Origin of the sequence: Companilactobacillus sp. (genome assembly GCF_022484265.1) — a bacterium.
Taxonomy (GTDB): Bacteria; Bacillota; Bacilli; order Lactobacillales; family Lactobacillaceae; genus Companilactobacillus.
On the sequence record NZ_JAKVLR010000001.1, the window covers coordinates 2,634,423 to 2,659,292 of the forward strand.

Annotated in this window: 28 protein-coding genes and 1 pseudogene; 28 read left to right on the plus strand and 1 reads right to left on the minus strand. The window is 35.2% G+C overall.

Annotation, left to right across the window (positions count from 1 at the left end):
• Window positions 1-3 precede the first annotated feature (3 nt).
• From LKF16_RS12865 to LKF16_RS12985, 25 genes and pseudogenes are all read left to right on the plus strand, one after another.
• Window positions 4-1,872, plus strand: a complete 1,869-nt coding sequence (locus LKF16_RS12865; RefSeq protein ID WP_291711815.1) for a terminase large subunit — start codon at window positions 4-6, stop codon at window positions 1,870-1,872.
• A gap of 264 nt (window positions 1,873-2,136) precedes the next feature.
• Window positions 2,137-3,306: pseudogene (locus tag LKF16_RS12870) on the plus strand (phage portal protein).
• Window positions 3,272-3,859: an HK97 family phage prohead protease gene (locus LKF16_RS12875; RefSeq protein ID WP_291711812.1), complete on the plus strand. Its 588-nt coding sequence runs from the start codon at window positions 3,272-3,274 to the stop codon at window positions 3,857-3,859. The pseudogene LKF16_RS12870 and the gene LKF16_RS12875 overlap by 35 nt, the downstream one beginning before the upstream one ends.
• Window positions 3,849-5,042 (plus strand): phage major capsid protein, encoded by a 1,194-nt coding sequence (locus tag LKF16_RS12880; RefSeq protein ID WP_291711809.1) that lies wholly within the window; start codon window positions 3,849-3,851, stop codon window positions 5,040-5,042. The genes LKF16_RS12875 and LKF16_RS12880 overlap by 11 nt, the downstream gene beginning before the upstream one ends.
• Before the next feature lie 14 nt (window positions 5,043-5,056).
• Window positions 5,057-5,404 carry a head-tail connector protein gene (locus LKF16_RS12885; protein ID WP_291711805.1) on the plus strand — a complete coding sequence of 116 codons (348 nt, stop codon included), beginning with the start codon at window positions 5,057-5,059 and terminating at the stop codon, window positions 5,402-5,404.
• Window positions 5,388-5,741: a head-tail adaptor protein gene (locus LKF16_RS12890; RefSeq protein WP_291711801.1), complete on the plus strand. Its 354-nt coding sequence runs from the start codon at window positions 5,388-5,390 to the stop codon at window positions 5,739-5,741. Before LKF16_RS12885 ends, LKF16_RS12890 begins: the two co-directional genes overlap by 17 nt.
• Window positions 5,728-6,162, plus strand: a complete 435-nt coding sequence (locus LKF16_RS12895; protein WP_291711798.1) for an HK97 gp10 family phage protein — start codon at window positions 5,728-5,730, stop codon at window positions 6,160-6,162. Before LKF16_RS12890 ends, LKF16_RS12895 begins: the two co-directional genes overlap by 14 nt.
• A 1-nt stretch (window position 6,163) precedes the next feature.
• Window positions 6,164-6,529 (plus strand): DUF806 family protein, encoded by a 366-nt coding sequence (locus LKF16_RS12900; RefSeq protein ID WP_291711795.1) that lies wholly within the window; start codon window positions 6,164-6,166, stop codon window positions 6,527-6,529.
• A 1-nt stretch (window position 6,530) separates the two neighbouring features.
• On the plus strand, window positions 6,531-7,184 hold the full coding sequence (locus tag LKF16_RS12905; protein WP_291711792.1) for a phage tail protein: 654 nt from the start codon (window positions 6,531-6,533) through the stop codon (window positions 7,182-7,184).
• Between the two features lie 53 nt (window positions 7,185-7,237).
• Window positions 7,238-7,627, plus strand: a complete 390-nt coding sequence (locus LKF16_RS12910) for a hypothetical protein (RefSeq protein WP_048702640.1) — start codon at window positions 7,238-7,240, stop codon at window positions 7,625-7,627.
• Window positions 7,628-7,641: 14 nt separating this feature from the next.
• Window positions 7,642-7,872 (plus strand): hypothetical protein, encoded by a 231-nt coding sequence (locus tag LKF16_RS12915; protein WP_048702641.1) that lies wholly within the window; start codon window positions 7,642-7,644, stop codon window positions 7,870-7,872.
• Window positions 7,873-12,888, plus strand: coding sequence for a phage tail tape measure protein (locus tag LKF16_RS12920; protein ID WP_291711789.1), 5,016 nt, complete (start codon window positions 7,873-7,875; stop codon window positions 12,886-12,888). It begins immediately after the preceding gene.
• Window positions 12,889-12,890: 2 nt separating this feature from the next.
• Complete coding sequence (locus LKF16_RS12925; RefSeq protein WP_291711786.1) at window positions 12,891-13,730, plus strand: phage tail domain-containing protein; 840 nt, start codon at window positions 12,891-12,893, stop codon at window positions 13,728-13,730.
• Window positions 13,730-14,605: a prophage endopeptidase tail family protein gene (locus LKF16_RS12930; RefSeq protein ID WP_291711783.1), complete on the plus strand. Its 876-nt coding sequence runs from the start codon at window positions 13,730-13,732 to the stop codon at window positions 14,603-14,605. The genes LKF16_RS12925 and LKF16_RS12930 overlap by 1 nt, the downstream gene beginning before the upstream one ends.
• The gene (locus LKF16_RS12935) at window positions 14,602-14,928 is read left to right on the plus strand and encodes a phage tail protein (protein ID WP_291711781.1); all 327 of its coding nucleotides are present in this window, start codon (window positions 14,602-14,604) and stop codon (window positions 14,926-14,928) included. The genes LKF16_RS12930 and LKF16_RS12935 overlap by 4 nt, the downstream gene beginning before the upstream one ends.
• Window positions 14,925-15,908, plus strand: coding sequence for a hypothetical protein (locus tag LKF16_RS12940; RefSeq protein WP_291711778.1), 984 nt, complete (start codon window positions 14,925-14,927; stop codon window positions 15,906-15,908). Before LKF16_RS12935 ends, LKF16_RS12940 begins: the two co-directional genes overlap by 4 nt.
• Window positions 15,905-16,336, plus strand: coding sequence for a hypothetical protein (locus LKF16_RS12945; protein ID WP_291711774.1), 432 nt, complete (start codon window positions 15,905-15,907; stop codon window positions 16,334-16,336). Before LKF16_RS12940 ends, LKF16_RS12945 begins: the two co-directional genes overlap by 4 nt.
• The gene (locus LKF16_RS12950; protein ID WP_291711770.1) at window positions 16,337-17,845 is read left to right on the plus strand and encodes a BppU family phage baseplate upper protein; all 1,509 of its coding nucleotides are present in this window, start codon (window positions 16,337-16,339) and stop codon (window positions 17,843-17,845) included.
• 12 nt (window positions 17,846-17,857) lie between these two features.
• Window positions 17,858-18,274 (plus strand): hypothetical protein, encoded by a 417-nt coding sequence (locus LKF16_RS12955; RefSeq protein WP_291711767.1) that lies wholly within the window; start codon window positions 17,858-17,860, stop codon window positions 18,272-18,274.
• The gene (locus tag LKF16_RS12960) at window positions 18,271-18,543 is read left to right on the plus strand and encodes a hypothetical protein (protein WP_291711763.1); all 273 of its coding nucleotides are present in this window, start codon (window positions 18,271-18,273) and stop codon (window positions 18,541-18,543) included. Before LKF16_RS12955 ends, LKF16_RS12960 begins: the two co-directional genes overlap by 4 nt.
• Entirely contained in the window at window positions 18,530-18,769 is a 240-nt protein-coding gene (locus LKF16_RS12965) for a phage holin (RefSeq protein WP_291711760.1), read from the plus strand. Before LKF16_RS12960 ends, LKF16_RS12965 begins: the two co-directional genes overlap by 14 nt.
• Entirely contained in the window at window positions 18,750-19,796 is a 1,047-nt protein-coding gene (locus LKF16_RS12970) for a peptidoglycan recognition protein family protein (protein ID WP_291711757.1), read from the plus strand. Before LKF16_RS12965 ends, LKF16_RS12970 begins: the two co-directional genes overlap by 20 nt.
• A 117-nt stretch (window positions 19,797-19,913) precedes the next feature.
• Complete coding sequence (locus LKF16_RS12975; protein ID WP_291711753.1) at window positions 19,914-20,159, plus strand: GlsB/YeaQ/YmgE family stress response membrane protein; 246 nt, start codon at window positions 19,914-19,916, stop codon at window positions 20,157-20,159.
• Window positions 20,160-20,172: 13 nt separating this feature from the next.
• On the plus strand, window positions 20,173-20,310 hold the full coding sequence (locus LKF16_RS12980) for a hypothetical protein (RefSeq protein ID WP_010019306.1): 138 nt from the start codon (window positions 20,173-20,175) through the stop codon (window positions 20,308-20,310).
• Between the two features lie 26 nt (window positions 20,311-20,336).
• Window positions 20,337-20,522 (plus strand): CsbD family protein, encoded by a 186-nt coding sequence (locus tag LKF16_RS12985; protein WP_125711789.1) that lies wholly within the window; start codon window positions 20,337-20,339, stop codon window positions 20,520-20,522.
• 375 nt (window positions 20,523-20,897) lie between these two features.
• Here LKF16_RS12985 and LKF16_RS12990 read toward each other — a convergent pair whose 3' ends face one another.
• Entirely contained in the window at window positions 20,898-21,050 is a 153-nt protein-coding gene (locus LKF16_RS12990) for a hypothetical protein (protein ID WP_291711741.1), read from the minus strand.
• A 292-nt stretch (window positions 21,051-21,342) separates the two neighbouring features.
• Here LKF16_RS12990 and LKF16_RS12995 point away from each other — a divergent pair, with 292 nt between their 5' ends.
• The 3 genes from LKF16_RS12995 to LKF16_RS13005 all read left to right on the plus strand — a co-directional run bounded on the left by LKF16_RS12995 (window position 21,343) and on the right by LKF16_RS13005 (window position 24,805).
• Window positions 21,343-23,148, plus strand: coding sequence for a DUF2207 domain-containing protein (locus tag LKF16_RS12995; RefSeq protein ID WP_291711737.1), 1,806 nt, complete (start codon window positions 21,343-21,345; stop codon window positions 23,146-23,148).
• A 348-nt stretch (window positions 23,149-23,496) separates the two neighbouring features.
• Window positions 23,497-24,147, plus strand: a complete 651-nt coding sequence (locus LKF16_RS13000; protein ID WP_291712467.1) for a deoxynucleoside kinase — start codon at window positions 23,497-23,499, stop codon at window positions 24,145-24,147.
• Between the two features lie 163 nt (window positions 24,148-24,310).
• On the plus strand, window positions 24,311-24,805 hold the full coding sequence (locus tag LKF16_RS13005) for a QueT transporter family protein (protein ID WP_291711735.1): 495 nt from the start codon (window positions 24,311-24,313) through the stop codon (window positions 24,803-24,805).
• Window positions 24,806-24,870 lie beyond the last annotated feature (65 nt).

Consider the following 24,870-nt stretch of genomic DNA (forward strand, 5'->3'; position numbering starts at 1 on the left):
ATTATGGATTTAACAAAATTAAGACAGAGTGATAAAGAAAAACAATTATTGAAACAGTATTCAAGTGAGGACTTCACAGATATACAAAAGAAATATCAAGATGAAGGAACAAAATACTGTTTCGAAGTTTTAGATGGTAAAAGAACTACCGGATATAATATTAGATTAGCTTGTTACAGACATTTAAGGGATCTCAAACGTGTTGAAAATAATACGTCTGATTTCCCTTTTTATTATGATTTAACAAAGTGTAAGCAGGTGATGAATTTTGCAAAGATTTGTCCCAATGTCGATACAGGTAAGCCTGTCGCATTAATGGCTTGGCAGAATTTTATCTTGTGTCAAATATTTGGCTGGAGAGACGATAATCAGAATAAACGTTATAGTTCAGTCATAGTGTCTGTTGCTAGAGCACAAGGAAAAACCTATCTTTGCGCGATAATTGCTTGTTATGCATATTTAATCGAGGCCAGCGGAAAGAATAACCAAGACCTAATGGTTACAAGTAACATTACCGAGCAAGCCAAAAAAATCTACGGTTACATTTCAACTATGATGAATCAGCTAATAGACACTAACCCGTTGTTTAAAGAATTCGCTAAAAAGGTTGATATGGACGTTCAACATAATCGTGTTATTCAAAGAAATACGAATAATCGATTGTTACAATTGTCTGCCGAGTCAGGTAAATTTGATAGTTATCACTTCTTATCTGCGATATTTGATGAAGCAGGTGAAACAAACCATAGTGTGATTACCGACAAAATAACTTCTGGTCAAATCAATACTCCTAATTCTCAATTTATTCAAATTTCCACTGCTTATCCTGATTCGACTGTTCCGTTCAAGCAAGAAGAAGATGTGGTTATTCGTGCTATGGAACAAGATGACAAGCGAGAAGGCGACCATCAGTTGGCATTGATTTGGTCCCAGGATAGTGAAGACGAAATCAATAAACCTGAAACATGGGTAAAGAGTAATCCATTGTTGGATTTATCAGATAAACACGATGGACTTATTTCTGGATTGCAACGTGAATTAGATATTAAACGTATCAACTCACAAGAATTTAGTTTTGCGAATAAGAATCTTAATATTTGGCTAGATCATAAAGTTAATTCGTATATTGATAATGAAGATTGGGATTCTACGACTATAAGCGATTTTGATGTGGACGGAAGGGATGTATACGTTGGTTTTGATGCAAGTTTAACCTCTGATAACACTGCTCTTGCTTTTATATATCCATATCAAGATAACGGACAGAACTTATATCATTTGGAACAACATTCATTTGTTCCTTGGAAATTACTTGGTTCCATTGAGGCAAAAGAAAAATCAGATGGCATTGAATATCGAAAGTTTGCAGATTTAGGTTATGCAACCATTACGAACAACGAGCGTGGATTAATTAACCTCGACCAAGTGTATAACTGGTTACTAAATTATGTTCAAGAAAAAAATTTAAACGTTAAATTCTTTGGTTACGATGCTTTGAGAACCAATAATTTTATCCAAACACTAAATGATGAGACTGATTGGCCGATTGAACCCTTACGACAAACCAGTTATAACTTGTCTGAATCTATAAAATATATACAAAACAGTTTCTTCCACAGAAATGTTACGCATTTAGATGATGAAATAATGAAAAAAGCCCCTATGAATGCGGAAGTTGGTGAAAATAAGGCAGGTATGGAGATTGGTAAATCAAAACAATCAATGAAAATTGATGTGGTCGATGCTTTGATAGATGCTATGCACCAAGCAATGTTTCACTTTAACGACATGCGTGACCGTGATGATCCGCTTAGCAAATATAGTGACCAAGCAATCCAGGACTATTTGGAATCGGATGATTTTGGTTTTTAGGAGAACAACATGAAGAAAATATTAAATACTTTGAAGCATTGGTTTCTATCAAACATAGACACCGTGCTTTTTTTATTGGCTTTAGTGATTATCGATGTAAATTCTTATCATTTTGGAAGTCTAATTGGTAATTATGTTGTGGCTGGTAGCTTGTTCGTAGTCACTTACATATTAAATAAACCCCAAAAATGATTTTAATAACGGTAGAAAGGAAGTGAGCACATGTTATTCAGAACATTAAGACCCACAAGTAAGCCTTACCAGATGTTGGGAAGTGGAGATTATGAATTAGGCTATTCATTAAAGAACGGTCAGTTAGTATTTAACTCTGGTTATGTGTCGGCCACTAAAGCATTGAAATATTCAGATGTATTTGCGGTTGTAAATAAGCTTTCTGAAGATATGGCGAGTGTACATTTTCAAACTGATAATAGCTTTACTAATAAAGTATTGTCTAATCCCAGCCATTTAACAAACAGTTTTGCTTTTTGGCGATCTATGTATGCACAAATGCTTCTCACAGGAAACTCTTATGCCTACATCTGGGGAGATAAATCTGGAAGAAGTGACTATCTGGAGTTTTTGAAACCATCTCAAGTTGATATCTATAAGTCAGGAGATGGTGATAATTTAACATATGACCTAACATTTCCCGATACTCAAGAACCTGATATGAACAATGTTCCCAGTTCACAAATTATCCACCTGAAGACCATGAGTATTGATGGCGGATTAATAGGGATATAGCCCTTGAGTGCTTTATCTAAGGAGCTTCAACTGCAAGATGCGAATAAAGGATTGGCTTTAGATGCGATGAGGAATGGACTTAATATCTCAGGTATATTGAAGCTAAACCGTGGAGATTTAAGTAATCCAAAGATTCGAAATAGTGTCAGGGATAAGTTTGAAAAGACAGCTAAAGACGGCCATACAATCGTTTTAGATGCTTTGGAAGATTACCAATCTTTAGAAATTAATAAGGATATATCTAAGCTTCTTTCTTCTACAGATTGGACTGGTGATCAGATTGCCAAAGTATATGGAGTTCCCCAAGATTATTTAGGTACAGAAAGTGAACATTCAAATATTGAACAAGTTGCTATTCAGTACTCACAAACTATCGGTAGGTATATAAGGGGTGTTCAATCTGAGCTCAGTTTAAAACTTAACGGAAATATTGATTACGATATTAACCAAGTATCTGACATTGATGGCCAACAAGTGGAAAATAGGGTATCCAATCTTGTAAAGAACGGTGTTATAAGTTCGGAACTCGCTCAAAATATTTTACTTAAGAGCAATTCTGATTTATTAACGGTTGAGGCAATGAATGAAACTGATAATCCTTTGCCACCCGTTGTGACTAAGACAACGGTAACGGAGAAAGGTGGTGATAATAGTGAACAAGATCAAGGAAATCAGAGTCGCCAATAATAGTGATTTTAAGCTTGAAAAACGTGCCGAGAGTAATGGTAATAATTTATCAGGTTATGCAATTATATTTGACCAACCAAGCGAAGACTTAGGGGGATTTATTGAATATGTTGATAGATCAGCACTAGATGGCGTTGATTTGAGTAAGGTTCAATTACTTTATAACCACAATTGGGACAACATTTTAGCAAGAACAGATAGCAGCACTTTATCACTTCAAGTAGATGATAGAGGGCTGTTTTTTAATGCTCAAATTCCTGATACGACGCTTGGTAATGATGTTTCAGAAAATGTTAGAAATGGTAATTTAAAAGGTTGCTCATTTGGATTCACCATTAGAAATGATAGCTGGCAAAATACTACTTCTGACACCGCTATTAGACACATTACTGAGATTGATGATCTATTTGAATTGTCTATTACACCAATGCCTGCCTATCAAGAAACTACTGTATCAAAACGTTCATTAGATAAATTTAAGCAACAAGAAATTAAATCATTGGGTTCTGAATTAGAACTCATCAAATTAAGGAGTGAATTATATGGATATTAAAGAAATTCAAACAAAAATTGATGAAGCAGAAAAATTCATCAGAAGCGATGCACCACAAGAAGAAAAAGATAAAAAAATTGAAGAGATCAGAAGCCTTACTAAAGATTTTGAAAATTCCAAAGAGATTGAACGTGCTAAGAACCTGATTACTAAGAATAACGATGATGATAAGAAAGATTCAGAGAATGAAGATAAACCATCTGATGAAGGTGATAAAAAGAAAGAGGATAAAAGATCAATGCCAGAAAAGACATTTCAAAATAAAGAAGTAAGAAACAAGATTACTGTTGAGCCACAAAAAGAAGTACGTTCAGCATTGAACGCTTATGTTCATTCACGTGGTGAAAAACGTGACGGTGTTAAAGAAGTTGGTAATGAAGTAATCGTCCCAAAGGATATCGCTTATGATCCTAAACAACCAGTACAAACTCAATATGATTTAAGACAATTTGTACAAAATACCTCAGTAACAACTGCTTCTGGTACATATCCAGTACAAGATAAAGTTGATGCTGTATTCCACACTGTTGAAGAATTGGAACAAAACCCAACACTTGCTAATCCTACTTTCAAATCAATTGATTATAAGGTAGCTACATATCGTGGACAATTACCAATCTCTCAAGAAATGATTGACGATACAAACTTTGACGTTGCCGGACTTATTGGACAATATATCCAAAAACAACTTTTGAATACTACTAACCAAGCAATTGCAGAAAAGATGAAGACTGCAACACCAGTTTCATTAACATCAAAAGATGATATTACAGATTCAATCAAAGAAATCCTTAATGTTAAATTGGACCCTGCTTATATGCCTAAGATTGTCGCTACATCAAGTTTTGTTCAAGCTGTTGATACATTAAAAGACAACCAAGGACACTATCTGTTACAAGATAATATTGCCCAAGGAACAGGCAAAATGTTATTAGGGTTAGATCTTGTTCGTATCCCAGACACATTACTTGGAAAATCAGGCGATGCTATTGCTTGGATTGGTGATCCACGTGCTATTACATACTTTGACAGAAATCAAAATACTATTCGTTGGCAAGATAATCCAACATACGGTCAAATTCTTGCCGGTAATATTCGTTTTGATACAGAAGTTACTGATTCAGAAGGTGCTTTCTTAATGACCTTGGCTGGAACTTCAACGCCAACATCTAGTAAAGCCTAGTTAGGAGAAATCTCATGAACGACGATAAGTTATTGCAAGCGCTTAAGCTCAGTTTACGTGTTGATGGAGACGAAGATGACGAAATTTTAAAGAGAAATATTTCCGCTGCCAAATCTTATGTGATTGGTGCTATTGGTTATGATGATGGCATTATGACAGGATTTTATGAGCTTGCCGACATTAAGGATCAATTTGAAATGGTAGTTATTGCAATTGCAAGTTCTTATTATACTTATCGCTCTGCAATTGTAGGAAATGCAGTCAGTGAAGTCGACTTGGTCAGTTATTCAATCATTGGACAACTTAGAGGCAAGTATATTGATATAGAGCAACGAGGTGGCGTAAATGGTTCAGAGAATTAATTTCAGTCGTCTTGATAAACGGCTTTCATTGTGTGATGTAGGAAATAAAGAAACTGCACAGCATACAAACAAAGCAGTATTAACCCCTATCAATACGATTTGGTGCGGTCTATACACACTTACTATGAATCAAAAAGTCACATTACTTGGAACCCCTGATAGTTTCGATGTGATAGTAATCGTACGTCACCAAGCAAAGGGATTGAATGGTGCAAAGTATGTTGTGTTAGACAAGAAGAGCTACCAAATAACAGACTATAACCCAGACTCTGCAAATATTGCTGATGCGTATGACCTTATTAGTCTGAAAAGAGATGACAAGATTGGACTTAGTTGAAGGATTAGAACAGTTAGATAACGAGCTAAGTAAATTAATTCCAACTGAAACTCAAAAGAAAGCAATGACAAAGGCAGGCGCAGAAGTTTATAAACAGATCCTTACTAAAAATATGAATAACTCGCTTCATAAAGGTGAGCATTCAAGAAACACCAAGTTAGATTTATCTAAGTCGATTTCAATGAGATATAAATCTGAAGATGGTGCCACTTTTGTTGGATTCAAGAATGATAAAGAAAATCCTGGCTATATAGCACGATTTTTAAATGATGGCTATATGGCTCATGGTGGGAAAGGTAAAAATTCTCATAGTACTAAGTACATTCCAGGACTTCATTTTCAAGACCATTCAATTGAGGAGAGTAAGCATGATGTTTTAGAAGCTGAGGCGAAAGTCTATAGACAATTAAATGGAGATTAACATGGTCTCAAATGTTATTTTAGATCTATTAAAAGAAAATTCGGATGAATTAAAAATTGATTCATCCAATTTTTTTGCTCAAAACATTCCGCAGCAATATGTGGATGTTGAAAACACAGTCGTCCTAGTATCTGAAATACATGATATCTTTACAAATCGTGCAAGTGATATCAGTACAGCTAAGGATCAAATTATAGAAATACAAATTTTTTATCGTGGTGATACGGATGACGAAAATACACAAAACAAAATTAATCAAATATTGGAAAAACAATACTTCTACCAAATAGACTCTTATCCAGACATTGATCCGGTGACGGGAGCTTTTAGTAGAACTATGAAATACGAACATACGGAGGAAATTTAATATGGCATTATCAGGTTTTGAAAGAGTAAGAATTGGTATTTATAACGCGATTGATGATGAAACAATCAAACCAGAAAATATTTTTGATATTGGGCCAGATAGCAAAACTTTTGGTTCAACAGTTAGTGCATCTATCACAAACATTGCACCTACTACAACTCCAATCAATGGATCGGACCAAGTTTGGAAGACTCCAGGAAAAGGTACAGGAAATATCTCAGTTGCCTTTGTAGCAAATACAATGGATAAAATTGTTCGTGCAAAAATTCTCGGAATGGAAACGAAAGATGGATATCAAACAATTTCATCAAACACAGAAGCACCTTATTGTGTGTTTGAACTGATTTCACATGATGCACAAAATGAACAAGCCAAGGCTAGAATCGCACTTCTCAAAGGAAGATTTAGTTTAGGTAATGTTGATCCAAAGACAAACACAAATACAACTGTTTATTCGCAAGACAATTTAACATTTACTGCAGTAGACAGAAACGATGGCAAAACATATGTTGAAGCTATTGAAGATGATGATTTTGATATCGACAAGTATGAAATGGATGTATTTGGTCAAAAGGTAACTAATTCTGATGGTAGTACTACAGGTGCACCAAAAACAACATCAAGTACTGGTTCAAATACCCCAACAAATAAATAGTGATTAACTAAAAAAAGACAGAGACGATAGATGTGAGACGATAAGGAGAGAATATGTCAAAGACACAAGCAACAATTACATTTTTAGGAAAGAAACGCATTATTAAGAAGTCAGTCAAGAATTTCAGACTAGCATTGGAATTTCAAAAGAAAGACGTACTTACACAAAAACAGTCACATGTAAAAATGAATGAATACAAAGAATTAGCAGATTCAGATCTTGGCAATGAAGATAACTATTCAGCAATTGTTGATGCGACTGCAAGTCTAACAGATATTTCTATTGAACAAATAAATGCAAGTTTAGAGTTCATTCAAGAAACTTTGAATTTAAGTGATGCTGAATTCACAAAGTTAGAAGAATTATCAAATGAAGAAGTAGCTGCGACTACTGCTAAGATTTCAAATCTAATTACTAATGATGATACAGACCCAAAAAAGTAAAAGAGTCAGATTATGTGGCTCCTTCAGAGGTTTTAAATGAATTCTTAGATTTTGAACGAGGCTTAATGGAGAACATGGGTTGGGACATCGAAACTGTCGAGTCTCAGCCTTATTTTTTGCTTGTAGAAGTTATGAGTGAAAAAAGAAAAAATGAAAATCCAAATAATGACGTTGGACAAATGAATTTAGGCGATTTCATTCGAACAGGTGGGATTGCATCAATTTTCCAGAAGGGAGGAAAATAAATGGCAAAAGATATGCAATTAAACACTGGTATTCATATTGATACCATTCAGTCGGAAGGCTCAATCAAGTCATTGAAAAACCAAGTCCGTGCTCTCACTTCAGAGTGGAAGGCAAATGAAGCAGTTTTGAGAGCTAATGGCGACTACCAAAATGCATATAAGTCAAAGGTTGACGGTCTCAATCGCTCCATTGAAGGTCAGAAGAATTATATCAATAGACTTAAAGATGAAATGAAGCTTTTGGACACCTCCACATCTGAAGGGTCTAAAAAGTATTCCGATTTGGCCAGCAAAATTAATAATGCAACTCGACAAATGAGCAACATGTCTCAGCAACAAGAACGTGCTAAGAATGTTTTAGATTTATACAATCAAGGAATAATGAAACAAAAAGATGCTCTTGAACGTACTAAATCTGTCACTGATAGTCTAATCGAAAAGTACAAAGCTGAAGGCCAAAGTATCAAAGCCAATTCAACTGAAAGAGAAGCTCTCAAGAAACGAATTACTGATTTAAATTCATTATATGAAAAAGAATCCAAACAACTTCAAAATGTTAAGAAGTATAGTGGATCAACGTCAAAAGAATTTTCACAGCAACAGACTCGTGTCAATGAGCTTGGTGCTGAAATAGGCAGAAGTAATTCAAGATATCGTGAGTTAGGCACTCAATTGGGAATTGCTGGCACACACTTTGTTGGTTTCAGAGAGAACGTTGGTAAAAGTAAGCAAGTTCTATCAATGACTCGGGACTCCATTAAAAATACAGCTTCTCATTTGAAGAATCTTGCCTTAACTGCAACACTTGCGGGTACGGCTTTGGGTGCTGCATTAGCAAGCGGAGCACGAAACGCTACTGAACTACAAAATACTACTAAGGTTACTAGCAATTTACTTGTAACTGGCGGAGAAAAGGTTAGTGAAGTTACAAGAAACGTTGCTGAGATGCAAAAAGATGGTCAGCAATATGCACTGAAATACGGTAAATCTCAAAATGAAATTGCTTTAGGATATCAAGATCTCATAAAACGTGGCTATGACTCAAAGCAAGCACTAGGAGCAATGCGCTCTGAACTACAAGCTTCTGTTGCATCTGGTGATGACTTCGCTGACGTTGTAAAAGTATCTTCACAAACCTTAGAAGCGTTTGGTATGAGGACAGATTCCACAAAAGGAATGATTAAGAATACCAAAACAGCAGTTAATGACCTTGCATACGCTGCTGATATGACAGCTACAAATTTCTCTGATTTAGGAATTGGAATGTCTTATGTGGGATCAACAGCTCATCAAGCAGGCTTTAGTCTGGCCGAAACTTCAAGTGCCATGGGTATTTTAAGTAATAACGGCCTTGAAGCTGATAAGGCTGGTACAGGATTAAGAAAAGCCATTAATAGTCTTATTTCTCCAACTAAGGGTGTTTCTGGAGCCCTGGAGAAAATGGGATTGAGCACCAAGGATTTTGTTGGGCAGGATGGAAAGCTTAAGTCAATGACTGACATTTTCGGTCTGCTCAATGAACATACACAAGGAATGAGTAAACAAAGCAAGGTCGATTTATTCCACAGTATTTTTGGTACAACAGGACAACAAGCTGGACTGATTTTAGCCGATAATGCAAAACAGCTTGGAGAACTAAATAAAAAAGTTGAAGACTCATCAAAGAACAACTATGTTGCTAAGTTGGCCGAAAAGAATAGTAAGACTGGTAAAGTTGCATTAGATAGATTAAAGCAAGCATTTGATTCTATTACGATGACGATCGCCTCTAACGCTCTTCCTGCAATCACTCAAATTGGTGATAAACTCGCTAAAGGTGCAGGATCAAAAGAATTTGAAAAAGATATTAAAGGAATTGGTGTAACTGTTGGTCATTTGACTGATAATGTTGCGGTCTTTTTTGGTTATTTAGGCCAACACCATGAAGATGTTCAAGGAATTGTAACCAGTACAGGAAAAATCGTTGGATATTTGGCTGAAGGTGCTTGGAACACTTTTGCTGGAACATTAAAAGTTATCGGTGGTGCTTTTGGCCTTGTTTCTTCTAACGGGGAGAAAGCAAAAGATCCTTTACATGTTATGAATGAATTTGTTACCAATCTAGCAAAGCATAAGACTGCTATTGAGGCTATTGGCGGATCGATTGCAGCTATATGGGCCTTAAATAAAATGTCCAACTTTGCATTAAAACTAAACGAAATAACTGGATTGTTCAGTAAACTGTCTGGATCTTTGAAAAAAAGTGACTTACCAATTGAAGCAAGCAATTTAGCGGATAATACCGCAACAAGTTTCAACAACAAACTTTCTACAAAACTTTCTTCAAGTCAAATGGGTTCTAATATCATGGCTATGGGCAAATCTACTATGGGAAAATTTGCTTTAGGTATGAGCGCCGTGGAAGTAGGGTTTGATGTTGTCAGTGCTATTACTGCAAAGAATCCTCAGGAAAGAGTTACAAAGTCTGGAGAAGCAGTTGGTACTGCACTTGGAACTGGGATAGGAGCTGTTTTGGGTGGTCCAATTGGTGCAATGATTGGTTCACAATTGGGTGATCAAATTGGAAAATATGCGGCACCTAGCATTAGTAACTTGCTTAAAAATGGTACATTTTATGACAGTAAATCCTTAGAGTACATGAAACAGCAACGTGAGAATGCCAAAGAAAACATGGACAACACCAATAAAAAATCGGACTTTGGTAATTTACTTGAAAATAACTTTGATCAAAAGAAGGCAGATGCAGACGCTGCCAAGAATTTTGAGAAGCAAAAAGCAATTTTTGATAAATGGGATAAGAAGATTAAGGATTATAAGAGTGGAAAATCTAAATCTTCCAAAACTTCTACCAAAGAAGCCGTTGAGAGTGTCGCAACCACACATGTTTCAAAGAAAGATATTGAAAATGTTAAAGCAATGATCAAGCCAATCAAGAATTATAAGGACGCCATTAAAGAACTTAAATCGTTTTTGAAAAAGAATGATCCTAGTAAGGATCTAGATTCTATTAATAAACGATTATCAGGTTCCAGCAAAAATTGGGATAAGATGGCAAAACCAATTAAAAAAGTTGGTGATGCATTCAAAACATTAACTCAATTTTCTAAGTCAATGGCGAAGAACGATGCGTTTGCAGCATTGAACAAGGATTTACCAAAACTCGAATCTACGGTTAAGAAAAGTAAATTAGACGATTACTTGAATAAAATGAGTAAGAATCTCAAGAAAAATAAATTAGCTGAGCATATTAAAGATTTGGACAAGAGTATCAAGAAGAGTACTCCAAATTGGACTAAATTCGAAAAACCGATTAATAAGGTCGGTAAAGCATTCGATACGCTTAATAAATTCCTTAAAAGCTATGGTAAATCCAATCCTTTTGAAAAGTTAGAAAAGGATTTTACTTCATTAACAAAAACCCTTAATAAAACAAATATTGGTACTGTATTAAAGAAACAAATTGATACAGCAAACAAGGCCACCAAGAGCAACACGTTTGCTTCTAATTTCAACAAGTCAACTAAGAGTATTGAGAAGAGTCTCAAATCTTTCGATAGAATATTCCAGAAGAGTTGGAATAACGTTTGGAAGAGTGCAAATAGTAATTTAAAGAGTCGCATGTCTACCATTGTTAAAACATTTAACAGTGACACTAACAAATTGAAATCAAGAGAGAAGAGCTTTACAAATGCATTTATAGGCGAGTGGAATAGTTGGTTGAATAAAGTCGTTAATTTATTTAAGGGTGGATTTAATCAGCTCCCTGGTATTGCTTCAAAACAAATGTCTAAAGTTATTGATCAAATTAACAAGGGTATTGGTGGAGTCAATGCTGTCATCAAGGACTTTGGCGGTAAATCATTATCCCTAGCTAGATATGCAACAGGTACTTCTGGAACTCCTGGGGGACTTGCTGTTGTTGGTGAAGAAGGATTTGAACTAGCTCATGATAAAGAACATGGCATCTACCCTGTTGGGTTAGGTGGAGAAGAAGTAAGATATTTGAGTCCTGATACTTCAATCATGCCACATGGTATGTCTCAGCAATTTCTTAACATGGTTGATTCACTTCCACATCATGCCAATGGTAAAGGTGATGCAACCGGGGATATGATGTCGTACCTATTGGATCATTTAGATGAAATCAAAAAGGACCCAATGCCACTACTAAAGAAGAGATTCTTTGATAAGGCTAAGTTCTCAGGAAGTCAATTTAATGTGAACTTCGGTAATGCGTTATCAAATGGATTCCTGAAATCAATCTCTGGACCTTTTAAAAAGCAACTAGAGAACCTAGATTTCTCAATGGGTGGTAATTATGATCCTAAAATGATTATGGCAGCCGCTGCGATGATGCACGTTAGTCCTTCAGCATCATTCATTAAAATGTTGCAGGCGGTTATTCAATCAGAATCTGGTGGAAGAAATATCGTCCAACAGATACATGATGTTAACTCTGGAGGTAATGAAGCCCGAGGTATCTTGCAATATACGCCCCCAACATTCGGTTATTACGCCATGCCTGGACACAAAAACATTATGAATCCATTTGATCAATTATTGGCATTTTTTAACAATAGCGATTGGCAGAGTTCTATTGGTCCAACAAGTATTTGGGGTGTATCTAAAATTGATTGGTTGCATTCTGGGCCTCAAGGTCATAGGCGTATGGCAAATGGTGGTTTCGTTTCCTCAGAAACCAAAGCAATCGTTGGCGAGGCTGGGCCTGAAGTAGTTATCCCACTGAATAGAAAGCAAAGAGCTTTAGATTTAATGGTTAAAGCAAATCAATATATGAATGGAGGACAAAGTACACCTAATACTGAAAATCAAAATAATGAGTTAAATGATACTATGCAGTCTCAATTAATGGCCACACAGGAACAAAATTCATTATTGAAAAACATTCTTTCTGCAATCGGTTCTAGTAACGGTAACGGTGGTTCAGGAATGGACAACTTTTTACAACAAATGGCAGGTTCAAAAAGAATGCATGATTTTCAGGCGGGCTATTAATTATGCAAGAATCTAATATGCAGACATTATACATAAAAAAACAAGGCGAACCAGAGATTGCAATTACTGCCAATCATCAGTTTGCCTTTTTGAGTCTAGTTAATGGTACTCCTAAGCCCAAGATGAATACATATACTCCAACAGGTATTGATGGTCAGATACAACAAGGTGCCATTACTTATGACGCCACAACAGTTCAAGCTGATTTTTTAATAAATGCTCGAAATGTATATGAGCTCGATCTTTTAGAACATAAAATTTATGATCTGTTTTCAAGTCGTGCGGTAATGAGATTACGGAGTTCGGTCAGTCCAGCTTTGGTGGTTTATTGCTATCCGCAACCATTTACAATGACAAGAGTGGACTATGCAGAAAAAAGCTTTTCAGTCACGTTTAATAATTTGTCAGGTTTTAGACAATCGATTGTTAATTCAGATGAGATATTTAAACTCAATGGAAATTACCAAATAGGATTAAACCTTCCAAGAGACAAAGATTTCTCATATCATTTTAAATCTAATGACTTTAATGTTTACAACCCAAGTGATGTTGATATCCAACCATTGGAACAACGACATGATTTGGTGATTAAAATTACCGGTACAGGAAATAATATGATTTTAACTAATACTACTTCAAATGAAGTTTTTACTTATAAGAAAGGACTAACGGAGAGCCAAACACTGACTATTAATGGTATCAATCCATTTTTAGATGATACGTCTTGTGGCATTGATACTGACCACGGAACAATCAGTCTGGTCAAGGGAAATAATCATTTCACTGTATCTGGGTTAGACAATCCAGATATAACATTTAGCTTTCCGTTTTTATATTTCTAATGACTGAAAAAATATTAGTTAAAGAACGTACCGGTAAGTACGAAGAATTGTTAAATAATTGTATCGAACCTGAAACTTTTATCATTGATTGGGAAAAAAATAGCAACTATGAATTGTCATTTACAGCTTTTGATGATCATTCGTTAGCTTTTAACCTACTTACTAACGAGAATCATATAATCGCAGATGATCAAGAATTCGTGATCAAAACATCTGAACCAACACTATCAGGTTCAACACATACTATAGATGTTAAAGCCACACACATTGGTTATGAATGCACTTATATTCGAACCAACGAAAGTATGAATGGTTCATTTGGATTTACACCTAAAGGGTTGTTTGATTATGTCACTAAGAATGGTCGAAACGCTGTTGGATTTACTTACGAAATCCATGGAGATTTTCAACCAGTTCAATTTGACAACATGGGCAAATGTTCTTTAAAGGATGTGTTGAGTAAAATTACTGATTCATGGAAAGGGGCAGTTTATACATTTGATAATAGGCATATCGATATATGGTCCGAATCCGAATTTAAAAAGGATAACGGTAGAGTGATTCATTACTATCACGATACGTCAGATGTTAAATTATCTGCCGACACCACGGAATTGCAAAATATTGCCATGGTTTATCCAGGCCAAAAGGATACTAGTAAATCTGGCGATACTACTAACAACTCAGAGACTGATAGTAATAGTAGTGACAGTTCTCAGAATAATGACTCTGAGACTAAGCCTGAGTATATTTTTCCACCTTTTGAGGTGCGAGATGAGGATTCTATTGCTCGTTTCGGAGAAAAAGCTAAGATATCAATGACGACAAATCACAGAACGCTGATGATGCTAAGAAGTCAGCACTATCGCAGATGAAATCCGAACCAGCAATTACATTAACTTCTACCTATTATGGAGACGATGATTTTCTAAAAGGTGAAAGTGTTCTGTTAAAAGTTCAACCGTTGAACTTAGATACTAATGTTACAGTTGTGGGAATAAAAAAGGCCTTACTCAACTTTGAGCAGGTCAAGCAAATTACTTTTAACAATACGGTTCAGACTTACTTTGACCTTGAAAATAGTACAAAGAACACAATTACTAATTTAATTGATTCTAAGATCAGCAATATTACTAATAGTAATTCTTCCGATTCCAATCAAAGTAATAAGTTATGGGAAGTAGGTGAGGTTAAATGACAAAAATCATGCAACTCTCTGATTTCGAGGGCAATAAGGCTTATGCAAAAACTCACGCTGATGATGATTCTGTTGAGGGATTAACAAATTTCGTAAACAGCCTAATTAAAGGCACTAGTACAAATATTGATCTCACCGATTATTTTACTAAGGAAGAAATTAAACAATTACTTTCTGATTCGATCAAGGATTCTTTAAAAGATTATTATACGAAGGAGGAAGTTAAAGAGCTTATGGCAACCGGAACCGATTTAAGTGATTACTATACCAAAGAACAAATTGACAGTATCATCGAAAAAATTCCTAAAACGGATTTATCTAACTACTATACAAAGGCCGATGTGGATGAACTAATTAAACAAATTTCATCCGTAGATTTTTCTAATTACTCGACTACTGATGAAATGAAAACTGCAATATCTGATGCAATTAAAGAGTACAAGCCTGATATGAGTGATTATTATGATAAAACCACTGTTGACAATAAAATTGCTCAATCAAATGGGAATACTACAGATCTAAGCCAATATCTTACAAAAGTTGAAACGATTGATGTTATAAATGACGCTATTACTGAGAAATTAGATAATTACTATACAAAAACCGAAACTGATTCTGCAATAATGAGCAAAGGTGGTTTTAGTCCTGAAACAACTGTTATAAAAAGTTTCTTAAACGGTTGGAAAGGGCAAGCAACCTTAACAAAACTTGATAAGCTAGTGGTTTTTCAGGTATTAATTAGTTCAGGTGCTACAGAGGAACAGGCTATCTTTGAGATTCCGAAAGGATATTTGCCTGATCTATCTATGTTTTCAAGAAATAAGGCAATGATTTTCACTGGGCAAGGATTTGATTCGTCGTTAGGATCTGATCGGACTGGATCATTTGTTATGGATAGCGAAAAATTTTATCTTAGGTCTAGTGATTTTTTTGATTCAACTAGAACTTATAATATTTACGGGAGTTATTACATAGCATGATAAAAATTACTGAAGACACCTCATATATTAATTTTCTAAATGATAATGATGAAAACTTTACCGAGATTTCTAATAATATTAGCAGTGTATATAAGTTATTGCAGAGCTTATATATGACTGATAGAAGTTATACACCAAGCTTTAAAAAGTTAGTTAATAGTTTTGATGATGTCAAATTATACAATAATTTGTACGATGATTATCATTTATTAAATGAATTGTTGAATAATACAGTAGATATGTTAAACAAAGCAGGAGTTGCTAATTTAGTGACTCATGATGAGTTCAAACATATTTATCTAGAAATACCTAAGCAATTAGAGTTAAACGAAACATATATAGAAATATTTAATAAAGACTGGCAAGCCGTTGATGATTTTATTAACGAACTTGATACCAGTCTTTTTATTTACAAGGAGGAAAAATAAATGGACGAAAATATTAAAGATATCTTGGATCAAGATACTTGGTTACCAGTAACTCCTGATATCACTAAAGATGGATATATCAAAATTGATTTAAATAAAGTAGACCTAGTTACATATTCATTTAATAAGCGATTTAGACAGGGTGAAAATGGCCCACAATTGAAGTTATGGTTTTATGATGGCAACCAACCTCATCAGTTAGACAAGGACAACTCATCTGTAACACTGTATGGCTTAGATGCTGGAGATAAGATTAAAGTGATTTCTGCAGACCAAAGCGATACATGGCAAACAGGAAGAGTAGTGATTGCATTAAGTTCACAGGTGATGGCAACTGCTGGACAGTACAAACGCTGTGTAATTGAGGTTAAGAACAAGGATCAAGTTATTGCGACAATCAATTTTAATTTAGACGTTTTACCTAACGATTTTTATAATTTGAACATTGGCAGCGATCCTTTTAGTTCTCAAGTCGATGAAAAAGTAAAAAACACAATCAATTACTTTAATGATATTTCAAAAGAAGCAACGGATAAATATGATGGATTGAAGCAAGCCATCGATAATATTACAGATCAGATTGCTAAGAATAACATAGTAACTAAAGATCAATTATTAAATTATTATACTAGAGACGAAATCGATGCAATGCTAAAGAAGTTGAACGGCGATGGAGAAGTTACTAATAAACAGTCATTACCATCAGGTTCTTTCGTTGGTATACCAAGTACAGTAACTGCATACCTTGGAAATGGGACCGTTTCACGTACTTTAGATAGTGGAGAAACTTTTGGAACCGATACCTCAGCTATTTTAAACAATAAAACTGTCTATCGTGTATCCACAGACGAATGGGTGTATTCAAATGAGGTGACGTATGTAACACCAAAGATTATTACAGTTACACCTTCTTCGACATCACCACGTCTTTATAATAGCTGTGGCAAGGATGTATCCAGATCTCTAACTGTAGTCCCATATCCTGCTGATATGGTTATGACTTATGGAGATATTACAGCATATAGAATTTCTACAAATGAATATATTGATAGTCGTGATACGACAACTGGAAATAGCGGAGGAAATACTGGTACAACTGTTATTACTGGAATAAACGCAACTAGTTCTAACCTGGAAAAAGTTGGTGTTATTAGAGATTCAAAAGTTATTAGTAAATCAGGAGTGTCTGGCAGAACGATATCAGCAGGACAAGATTTCCAGGCGTCACACTATGGAACTTATAACGGAGAAGACTATTATCAAATTTCAACTGATGAATGGATCAAAGCTTATGATGTGACTAAAGTTATCAAGGGTAATTATAATGATGTAACTATTTCAGCCTCAAATCCAAGATTATATAATGATTGTCTACAAAATGTTTCTAGATCAATTAGTGGCACTTTCCATGTAGACGCTTCTATTAGTGGTATTGATAATAATGGTAACACCATTGATGGCTTAAGGATTTCTACAAATGAATATGTAGATCAAAGAGATACGGTATAGCGGTGGACATATATGAAAGAAAAAATAGATCATTTTAGAAGACATTACCGTAGAAATTACGTTTGGATTTGGATATCCATGGCAACTTATGGACTCTCTTATTTTACGTATACTGTTCCGCATGGATTTGATTCATTAATATCACCTTTTGGTATCTTCAGACATCTACAGGATCCAACGATAATGGTTGTTGAAATAATAATTGCGACATATTCTCTAATCGTTTCCTTGTGGAATTTGAGCCAGCTTTGGGCGAAACCACTAAGATCAGCATCATTAATGTTTGTATGGGTCACCTTTTCGATAGGATTATTGGCGTTTGATATCTCAAATAGAATGTTTTCCTTAGGCCTGCCACTGACCATTTTTATGGCGGCGCTGGTTTTTGAAACTTCTAGAATAGGTAACAATAGGGAGCGTGAGAAATGAAGGATTTTGTGAGTATTATTGCACCTATTGTTGGAAGTGTCCTTGGTTATGCGGCGGCTAAATTAGAACGCAGAGGAAATGATATAGATTTGTCCAGAGAAATAAAAAAAGGCGTTAAAGACAATGAGTCATTAAGAATTGAGAACAGTAACTTGCAAATTGAGATCAATAACTTAAAAGAAGAGTTAAAAGATCTACGTGCAGATAATAAAAACATGAGAGATGAAATTAGACATATTAAGAAGGAATTAACAAATGGAAAATCTTAAAAGCAACCTTACAATTGATTACCACTCAAAGGTTTGGTGGGTATCGGTTGTATCAATTGTTTTAGTTTTAATTCAACAAGTGCTGAAGATGTTTGGTGTTGAGATGCCAGATGGGTTAGACACAGAAATAATGAATGTAGTTAATTCGTTATTGGCACTCGGAGGATTGTTAGGAATTATTTACGATACATCCAATGGAGGAACAGATGAAAAAGAAAATAGTTAGCCTTTTGGGCTTACTGCTTGTTGCAGTAGGTCTTTTTATTTATGCAAATGAAGTTAAAGCAGATAACGTTAATATTAATTATGATTATCAGTTGGGCACCTATGAAGGTGATAGCAGAACGGCCTATCCGTGGTATATAATTCTTCACGAATCTGGAAACCAGAACGACATTTATGATCCAAATGCTGTATTGCATGAAGTGCAATATATGAAGAACAATTATAACAACGCTTATTCAACATTTTTTGTTGGAGGCGGGGGTCAGGTCTATCAAATTGGTGAACCAGGTTATGTAGCTTGGGCAGCATTGAGTGGCAATCCGTATTCCCCTGTTCAAATCGAACTAGCAAGGACTGCAGATAAAGCAACGTTTAATAATGATTATAGAACCTATATAAATTTAGCTAGGTACTATGCAAATCAATATGGTATTCCACTCACATTAGATGAGGGATATGCAGGAACTAAAGGTGTAAAGACTCACCAATGGATTACTAATAATTATGGTGGAGATCATCAAGACCCTTATGGATATTTATCAAGTTGGGGGATTACTCGACAACAGTTATCACATGATTTGATGTACGGAATAGATGAATCTCAACCAACAGTCTGCAGAGACGTTGTTACGGTCAAAAACGGACCTGCAACGGGAATTGCTGCATGGAATTCTAAAGGAAAAATTGTTCCTGGTTCTAATTCAACATTTAGAAATGACACCTCATGGAAAACCGCAAACATTAAAATGATTAATGGCTTGCCAATGTACCAGGTCTCGACGGATGAATATATCCCTAAGAAGTACACGGACCAAGCAGGGATTATCACGATTAACGCGATTGCTGGTATTACAGCTATCAATAGCAAGAGCGAAGAATACAAGGGTAGTGAAAAGACATTCAGTGACCAATCAAAATGGCTCTCTGATGATAAAGGCGTACGTGTAATTAATGGTAGATTATGTTTCCAAGTATCTACTGACCAGTACATCGATGCCTTCTACACAATCGGTGGCGGAAATAAATAGTAATACAAAAAAAGACCCACATCTATTAAATTAGGTGTGGGCTTTTTTTGCGTATAACTTGCAAAAATGATTTCAATATATTAACATCTAATTATAAATATAAAAAGGAGTGATTTTATGCATTGGTTATGGGTTCTAATAGTAGGTGCAGTTATTGGTGCAATCGCTGGCGCAGTTACCAATAGAGGAGAATCTATGGGCTGGATTGCTAACATAATAGCTGGTATTGTGGGATCCTTCATTGGTGAAGGAATATTAGGATCATGGGGTCCGCAACTTGCAGGAATGGCAATCGTTCCATCGTTGATTGGAGCAATCATTCTTGTATTGATTGTATCCTTCATAGTAAGAAAAAAAGCTTGAGGAGGATCACATCATGGGTATATTAAAGAATGTTTTTGCTTTTATGGCTGTTAGTACATTGATCGTTGGAGGTGTACTTATAGGAGGAACTATTGTTGCTGCTAAAGGTATTGATAAAGCTGGCGATGAATTGCAAAAAAAGGTTCATTAAGAATATATTCAAAAGGAGATGTTAATATGAGTACTGATAGCAAAAAAGATATGATTAAAGGAAAAACTAATGAGACAGTTGGAAAAGCAACTGACGATGATAAGAAAGAGCTAAAAGGTAAGATTCAAGAAAAGGTTGGACAAGCCAAAGAAAAAGCCGACAATATTGTTGATAAGGTTGCTGAAAAAATTAACAAGAAGTCTGAAAAGTAATATTGAATTAATCATACCTATTAAATTAGGTTTGGTTTTTTTATTGGATATAAATTAAAGTATGTGTTATTGTGTAAACACAAAAAAAGCAGATGCGGGGGCTCAATCCCACATCTGCCGCACTGCTGACTAATGAATAAAAATTGCGATTAATAACTCGGCAATGATAGCTATGCCAAATGTGAACAACTCGAATCAATGTGTAACAAAAAATTGTATTAAGCTTTGAATGTTTCGTATCTCTTGACTACAACGCTCAGTAGTCTTGCCGTTCTAGTAGAAGCCTAGCTTGTCATTTGCCTTTGTCAAGTAGGGCTTTTTTTATTTGCAAAATTATAACAACTCACATCTATTAATTTAGATGTGGGTCTTTTTTTATTGTATTAATGTGAGTGCTGCAAACATATCTCTATCGTTAATTAAATAGTATCCATCTTCATTCCACGTGCTATGATCAATTAGAAATTCTTTTAAGAAATCGGGCAAGTCTATCAAGTAGCTTTCATGTACTAAAATTAAATCATTCATGTTGTTTCCTCCTAGTTTTGGTTCTTAATAAATTACGAGAAAAGTGGTGGGAATTACCGTGGAAAAATAAAGTGCATAAAATAAACACTATATAATGGTAGAGATTAGAACGCACATTAGCACATAGGTGGCACACTAAATAGCTTGAATGCTTGATGTATCAACTGTTTCGACCCCGATCACCGGTATAATTGATTTAGCAATTATTCCATTAAGACAACTTACAATTTGTAGGTTGTCTTTTTTTGTTCCGGTATAATTAATGTATCTGAGGAGAATTTAAGGGGATAATATGAAAAAAATCAAGTTATTGTTGGTAAGTTTTTTCGCTGCGTTTGTCGCGTTTATGATGTTCTCAAACGTTGCATCTGCAGATGATTCATATGAGATTACCAATTATCAAATGGACGTCAATGTTTTAAAAAATGGTAATGCCGACGTTACTCAAAAGATCACTTATGACTTTGATGGCGACTTTCACGGTGTCTATTACAATATGGATACCAATGGGATTAAGGGTATGTCCAATTTAAATGTGTCTGTCACTCAAGACGGTGACAACACGCCTGTATTGCCGGCTAATGATGAGAGTAACAACAGTTATACTTTAACCAATAATGGGAAAATCAAAAAAATCAAGATATACCATGCTGTTTACGATACCCATGCGACGTTTATCTATAAATACAAACTTCATGGAGTAGTTACAAATTATCAAGATACGGCTGAACTTAATTGGAAAGTAATTGGTTCTGGATGGGATCAAGAAATCAATCATGCAAAGATTCAAATTAAGTTACCTGAAGACAACATTAAGCAGCTAAGAGCGTGGGCACACGGTCCTTTGGATGGTTATAACAAGGTAGATTACGAAAACGGACGCGTGACGTTAACTGTCGATAATTTACCTGAAAATCAATTCGTAGAGACACATATGATTTTCCCAACCAAGATTACTAACACTAACAAAAACGTCGTTCACGAAAAAAGGAAAGCTTCGATCATTAAGCAAGAGAAGAAACTGGCTGATGAAGCCAATCATCAACGCGCAGTCAATAAAATGAAGGTTTATGCGATTATTCCGATTTTCATAATAATCGTGTTTGTGATTTATTTGGTGATCTTTATCAAATGGCGTAAGAATCCAGATACCAAGATCACAAAACCAATCCCGATCCATCATTGGTTTGAAATTCCTAACATGAAGCCTAGTATGGCACGTTTGATTGTAAAAAAAGCGGCTAAGGCGGATTATCAGGGCTTAACTGGCGATATGATGTATGAGGTATTTGAAAAGAACCTCAAAATATTGCCAGATGGCAAAACATATCAGATTGAAAAATCATCTGACCATTTAAATCCATTTTTCAAATTTTTGATTGATAAAATCGGTGATGGTAGCAAAGTTTCAATCAAACAAATTAAAAAAACTAAGAGTGAAGATCTGAATTATCAATTTAATCTTTGGCAAGATCGTCACGATGATGAGCGAAAGAAATACTTCAGTGAACAAAATGAAAGCTTAGTAAAGAGTGTTAATTGGTCGATGTATTTGACGATAATTATTTCTGTGCTATTTGTCTTGTTAATGAGTATCTTAATGTCAAGCATGTTTATACCGTCATTGATCATTGGACTTATTGTGATTGCATTTTCAGCTGGATTAAAAGTATATGTTGATCATAATGTTTCAATATATACGCAATTTGGTGCTGACACGGCCAATGAATTGCAAGGCTTTAGACGGATGCTTCGCGATATTAATGACATCAAAGTTGCTGAAGTAGGTGATTTGATTCTCTGGGAACAGATCCTGCCGTATGCTGCAGCGTTTGGTATCTCGAAGAAAGTTATTGATGCACTTAAAGTTAGTTTTGGTGCTGAAGTAATGACAGTTCCACTTATTGGTTACTATTATTACGGACTAGGGAGTCTAGATAGTAATAATAACTTTGGTTCTGCAGTCAACAGCTCATACGATGCATTTGAACGAAGCGTAAATTCAAATTCGTCTAATTCTAGCGGTTTTGGATCAGGTGGATTTTCCGGTGGAAGCTCTGGCGGATTTGGCGGAGGTTCTGGTGGCGGTGCCTTCTAAGCCTGCTTGAACATTTATTAATAATTTCTTTAGTATTTAATTAATTTTTAAACTCGATTAAAAAAGTTATAAAGAAACAGATTTGTAATACCAATGTTATATAGTATTGGTATTATATTCACTGGAACGAAAAAGGGAATTGACGAGAAAATCCTCACCGAATGGGTGAGGATTTTTTTTGCCTTCTTTTAAAAAAAATTTCTTCCAGAAATCGCCGGGTATAGCTTTTCTTAAACCTTCCATTAATACTAGATATAGTTTATCTTTATTTCTTGTATACAACATATAGGCCAAGTGGTAAGATATTATCTGTTGATTTTTTTAAAGATCGGATGGAGGAATATAATGATGATCGTATTAAGCGGCACAATTGGTGCTGGTAAAAGTACACTGGCAACAATTTTGTCAAAACATTTAGGAACAGAGGCCTTCTATGAACAAGTAGATGATAATCCTGTCTTGCCACTATTTTATAAGGATCCTAAACAATATGCATTTCTATTACAAATCTACTTTTTAAACAAACGCTTTGAGTCAATTAAGCAAGCAATGGCTGATGACAACAATGTTTTGGACCGTTCAATTTATGAGGATTCATTGTTCTTCCACATGAATGCTGACATGGGACGTGCAACTCAAGAAGAAGTTAAAGTATATGACGAATTGCTCGAAAATATGATGCAAGAATTGCCATTTGCAGCTGAAAAGAAAGCTCCTGATCTATTGATCCATATTGATATTTCGTATGACACGATGATCAAGCGTATCCAAAAGCGTGGCCGTGACTATGAACAAATCGATCAAGATCCTAGTTTAGTTGAGTATTATCATGAATTGTTATCTCGCTATGATGACTGGTATGATGAATATGACTATAGTCCTAAGATGAAGATCAATGGCGATCAATTGGACTATGTTGAAAATAAAGACGACCTCCAAATCGTCTTGAAACAAATTGATACGATGTTGAGTGAACGTGACTTATTGCCTAAGATTTAATAAGAAGAGATGCTGAATCTCTTCTTTTTTTTGCAATCATTTATCATTAAATTCAGATTTAACCTGGATATACCTATTGCACAAGTATTCGAAACAAGTTAACATAATAAATTGGCAGTTTGCACTGGTAACCTGTCCTAACAAAACAGTGAAAGGAAAGTATATGCATAGTTTAAAAATAAGAGATATCACACGTTTAGCAATCGTCGCAGCATTGTATGTTGCCCTAACGTTGACGCCTGGCATTTCAGCTCTAGCTTTTGGAGCAATTCAGTTTCGAGTATCAGAGGTTTTGATGTTAATGGTATTTTTCAATCCCAAGTTTAGTTGGTCGATGATCATTGGATGTTTGATCTCAAATATCTTCAGTCCAGCACTAGGTGCTGCTGATTTGATCTTCGGAACACTTGCAACAGCAATTGCTTGCGGACTGATTGTTTTGATTGCCAACAAGATGAGCCTTATTTGGTTAGTATCGATAATCTGCGCTGTAGTGAATGGACTTATTGTTGGTGCAGAGTTGTATTTTGTTTCTCAACTGCCATTTTGGGCTACGGCATTCTCGGTCTTTATTGGTGAATTGCTAGTAGTATTACTAGGAATAGTGATTTTTTACTTCCTTATGAAAAATAAGAATTTTGCTCGAATAATCAAATAAGAGTTAGATTGGGAGATATCGGTCTCCCTTTTTTGTTATAATCTTCAATATAAAGTTATGAGGAG

Bases quoted from the DNA above. Each gene is read 5' to 3' on its own strand.
- LKF16_RS12865 (WP_291711815.1), top strand. From the start codon at position 4: ATGGATTTAACAAAATTAAGACAGAGTGATAAAGAAAAACAATTATTG.
- LKF16_RS12880 (WP_291711809.1), top strand. From the start codon at position 3,849: ATGGATATTAAAGAAATTCAAACAAAAATTGATGAAGCAGAAAAATTC.
- LKF16_RS12885 (WP_291711805.1), top strand. From the start codon at position 5,057: ATGAACGACGATAAGTTATTGCAAGCGCTTAAGCTCAGTTTACGTGTT.
- LKF16_RS12890 (WP_291711801.1), top strand. From the start codon at position 5,388: ATGGTTCAGAGAATTAATTTCAGTCGTCTTGATAAACGGCTTTCATTG.
- LKF16_RS12900 (WP_291711795.1), top strand. From the start codon at position 6,164: ATGGTCTCAAATGTTATTTTAGATCTATTAAAAGAAAATTCGGATGAA.
- LKF16_RS12905 (WP_291711792.1), top strand. From the start codon at position 6,531: ATGGCATTATCAGGTTTTGAAAGAGTAAGAATTGGTATTTATAACGCG.
- LKF16_RS12910 (WP_048702640.1), top strand. From the start codon at position 7,238: ATGTCAAAGACACAAGCAACAATTACATTTTTAGGAAAGAAACGCATT.
- LKF16_RS12920 (WP_291711789.1), top strand. From the start codon at position 7,873: ATGGCAAAAGATATGCAATTAAACACTGGTATTCATATTGATACCATT.
- LKF16_RS12925 (WP_291711786.1), top strand. From the start codon at position 12,891: ATGCAAGAATCTAATATGCAGACATTATACATAAAAAAACAAGGCGAA.
- LKF16_RS12930 (WP_291711783.1), top strand. From the start codon at position 13,730: ATGACTGAAAAAATATTAGTTAAAGAACGTACCGGTAAGTACGAAGAA.
- LKF16_RS12935 (WP_291711781.1), top strand. From the start codon at position 14,602: ATGAAATCCGAACCAGCAATTACATTAACTTCTACCTATTATGGAGAC.
- LKF16_RS12940 (WP_291711778.1), top strand. From the start codon at position 14,925: ATGACAAAAATCATGCAACTCTCTGATTTCGAGGGCAATAAGGCTTAT.
- LKF16_RS12945 (WP_291711774.1), top strand. From the start codon at position 15,905: ATGATAAAAATTACTGAAGACACCTCATATATTAATTTTCTAAATGAT.
- LKF16_RS12950 (WP_291711770.1), top strand. From the start codon at position 16,337: ATGGACGAAAATATTAAAGATATCTTGGATCAAGATACTTGGTTACCA.
- LKF16_RS12955 (WP_291711767.1), top strand. From the start codon at position 17,858: ATGAAAGAAAAAATAGATCATTTTAGAAGACATTACCGTAGAAATTAC.
- LKF16_RS12960 (WP_291711763.1), top strand. From the start codon at position 18,271: ATGAAGGATTTTGTGAGTATTATTGCACCTATTGTTGGAAGTGTCCTT.
- LKF16_RS12965 (WP_291711760.1), top strand. From the start codon at position 18,530: ATGGAAAATCTTAAAAGCAACCTTACAATTGATTACCACTCAAAGGTT.
- LKF16_RS12970 (WP_291711757.1), top strand. From the start codon at position 18,750: ATGAAAAAGAAAATAGTTAGCCTTTTGGGCTTACTGCTTGTTGCAGTA.
- LKF16_RS12975 (WP_291711753.1), top strand. From the start codon at position 19,914: ATGCATTGGTTATGGGTTCTAATAGTAGGTGCAGTTATTGGTGCAATC.
- LKF16_RS12980 (WP_010019306.1), top strand. From the start codon at position 20,173: ATGGGTATATTAAAGAATGTTTTTGCTTTTATGGCTGTTAGTACATTG.
- LKF16_RS12985 (WP_125711789.1), top strand. From the start codon at position 20,337: ATGAGTACTGATAGCAAAAAAGATATGATTAAAGGAAAAACTAATGAG.
- LKF16_RS12990 (WP_291711741.1), bottom strand. From the start codon at position 21,050: ATGAATGATTTAATTTTAGTACATGAAAGCTACTTGATAGACTTGCCC.
- LKF16_RS12995 (WP_291711737.1), top strand. From the start codon at position 21,343: ATGAAAAAAATCAAGTTATTGTTGGTAAGTTTTTTCGCTGCGTTTGTC.
- LKF16_RS13000 (WP_291712467.1), top strand. From the start codon at position 23,497: ATGATCGTATTAAGCGGCACAATTGGTGCTGGTAAAAGTACACTGGCA.
- LKF16_RS13005 (WP_291711735.1), top strand. From the start codon at position 24,311: ATGCATAGTTTAAAAATAAGAGATATCACACGTTTAGCAATCGTCGCA.